Origin of the sequence: Candidatus Protofrankia californiensis (assembly GCF_900634765.1) — a bacterium.
Lineage (GTDB): Bacteria > Actinomycetota > Actinomycetes > Frankiales > Frankiaceae > Protofrankia > Protofrankia californiensis.
Genome location: NZ_CAAAFT010000255.1, coordinates 7,218 through 10,001, shown reverse-complemented (window position 1 = coordinate 10,001; position 2,784 = coordinate 7,218). Strand labels below are relative to the sequence as shown.

The 2,784-nt window shown below is 68.0% G+C and carries 2 protein-coding genes; one reads left to right on the top strand and one right to left on the bottom strand.

Translation table 11 applies throughout. The annotated features are described in order from the left end of the window. Positions 1–1,577, bottom strand: a 1,577-nt coding sequence (gene uvrC / locus DD1DGNOD_RS13835) for an excinuclease ABC subunit UvrC (protein WP_131770338.1), incomplete at its 3' end; no start/stop codon positions are given. 559 nt (positions 1,578–2,136) lie between these two features. Here uvrC and DD1DGNOD_RS13830 point away from each other — a divergent pair. Further along, the gene (locus DD1DGNOD_RS13830) at positions 2,137–2,550 is read left to right on the top strand and encodes an SsgA family sporulation/cell division regulator (RefSeq protein ID WP_131766797.1); all 414 of its coding nucleotides are present in this window, start codon (positions 2,137–2,139) and stop codon (positions 2,548–2,550) included. The last annotated feature ends 234 nt before the right edge of the window (positions 2,551–2,784 follow it).

The following is a 2,784-nucleotide window of genomic DNA, read 5'->3' as shown; positions in this document are numbered from 1 at the left end:
GAGCTGGGGGCCGCCGTCGCGGTATCAGGGCCACCCGCTCCGGCCGGCGCCGATGAGCCCGGTGAATCCGGCGCGTCCGATGGCTGCGGCGGGTCCGGCAGACCTGCGAACTCTCCGGTACGGGCCCGTTCGGCAAGGTAACGGCTGAACCGTCTGCTGATCGTCTCGTGCATGCTCGCGACGTCGTCCTGCCCGTCGACCCCACGGATGGCGAACCGCCGGTACTCCGACTTGCGCGGCAGCCCGTCCTCGAAAACGACCATGCTGGCGACGACCTCGGTGCCCTGCAGGTTGGAGATGTCGAACGACTCGATCCGCAGCGGCGGATCGGCAAGACCCAGAGCGTCGGAGATGTCCGACAGCGCCCGGCTGCGGGCGGAGAGGTCACTGGCCCGTCGCGTACGGTGCAGGGCGAACGCCTGCTTGGCGTTGTGCTCGACGGTCTCCATCAGAGTCCGCTTGTCCCCGCGCCGGGGAACCCGCAGGTCGACCCGGCTGCCACGGGCGATGCCGAGCAGTTCCGTGACCACGTCCGCGTCCGGCGGGAGCTCCGGGACGAGCACCTCCCGCGGGATCTCGTTCGTCACCCCCGTGCCCACCCGGTGTGGGCCCGCGGACGGGCTCCCGGACGCACCCGCGTTGTCGGAGAGGTACTCCTGCGTGAGGAACTGTTCGACCAGCTCCCCCGTCGTCAGATTTTCGATCTTGTCCACGACCCAGCCGCGCTGGCCCCGGACCCGACCGTCGCGTACGTAGAAGATCTGCACGGCAGCTTCAAGCTCGTCCTGCGCGAACGCGATGACGTCGGCGTCGGTGCCGTCCGGGAGTACGACCGCCTGCTTCTCCATCGCCCGGCGCAGCGCGCCGATGTCGTCCCGCAGCCGGGCCGCGCGTTCGTACTGCTGTTCGGCCGCGGCCGCGCCCATCTCACGCTCGAGCTTGCGGATATAGCGGCCGGTCTGACCCGACATGAAGTCGCAGAAATCCTCGACGATGCGGCGGTGCTCGGCGGCGTCGACCCGGCCGACGCACGGCGCCGAGCACCGGTCGATGTAGCCGAGCAGGCAGGGACGGCCGATCCGAGCAGCCTGTTTGAACACCCCCGTGCTGCACGTACGCGCCGGAAAGACGCGCAGGAGCAGGTCGAGGGTCTCCCTGATGGCCCACGCGTGGGCGTAGGGACCGAAGTAGCGGACGCCGTTGCGCTTGGCACCGCGCATCACCTGCAGGCGCGGAAACTGCTCGTACAGCGTGACGGCGAGGCTCGGGTAGCTCTTGTCGTCCCGGTATCGGACGTTGAAGCGGGGATCGAACTCCTTGATCCACGTGTACTCGAGCTGAAGTGCTTCGACCTCGGTCGATACGACGGTCCAGTCCACCGAACCCGCGGTCGTCACCATGTGCTGGGTGCGAGGGTGCAGGTTGTGGATATCGGTGAAGTAGTTCGACAACCTGGCGCGAAGGTTCTTCGCCTTGCCCACGTAGACCACGCGGCCGTGCTCGTCGAAGAACCGGTACACACCCGGGGTCTCCGGAACCGATCCCGGCGCGGGACGGTAGGACGCCGGATCAGCCATGAACCGAGCCTACGGCGAGCCGGATTGCCACAGAACAACGCCTCCACGTAACCATTTCACCACGCTGAGCACTTAACCGTGGAGGGTGGCTGCGACCTGGGGCGCGACGGCACCCTACGGTGAGCGCGGGCGGGCATATCTCACAGCTGGGGGGACACTCCTCACCACGCCCTGCGGGAAGCGATGCCAGGGTCCATGCTCGAAGACCATGAGCGGTGTGCGAAGTATGATCCGTCGGACGCTCGGTAGCGGATGGACGTGGTGGTCGGGACGCGGGCGTGAACATGGCCGGCAGGGTGAACCCCGGCAGGGTGAACATGGTCGATATGATCGACGGAGTCGACCGGCTCTTTATGGTCGGCAGAGTCGACAGACGCCTTCCCCGCGACATCGTAGTGACGACCTCCCCGGGCAGGACCCCGCAATATCGGCGCCGGCCTTGTCCCGTCTGGTCCCGAACAGGTCCCGCCACGCTTTCCAGGTGGCGTCTTGCCTGACCGGCTGTCACCCTCGATACCGCGGTGCACAGCGTCGCAGGACGACGAAGGAGGCACGACGGATGCAGGTGGAGGACGTGACCACCGAGTTGGTCGTCGATGACGCACCTTCCCGCGGGCGGTTGACCGTGTTGCAGGTGAACTGGCGACGGGCCGATCCGCTCGCAGTGACGTTGGAACTCATCTCCCGCCCTGACCACCCCGCGTTGCCTCGTGGTACGTGGGTGGTGCTGCGTGATGCGCTGCGGGCCGGTCTGGACATTCCCACCGGTGGTGGCGACGTCCGGATCACCCCTGAACCCGACCGCGGTTGCGTCCGCCTCGATCTGACCGCCGGCGAACTGCACTCCGTCGTCCGTCTGAGCATCGATGCGGCCCGAGCGTTCCTCGACGCGACCGAACAGGTCGTTCCCCGCGGACAGGAACGCTCCGCCGAGGAACTGGACGCCGTCCTCGAGGACCTGCTGCGTACCTGAAGCCCCCGCCGCCTGCCGCGCCGCCTGCAGTGGCCCCGCAGGCCCGTGGTAGGCCGTCCACGGCAGGAGAACCCACGGGCACAGGCTTATCCCGCCACAGCATCCACGGAAGGGCGCACCGGGGCTCGGGGTGACAACCGACCCGACGAGGCCAGCGCGGACGGAGACTCCGCCGGCGCCGACGGGGCCAGGTCGAGGCGTTGCCCGAGAATCTCCCGCAGAAAAAAACCGGTG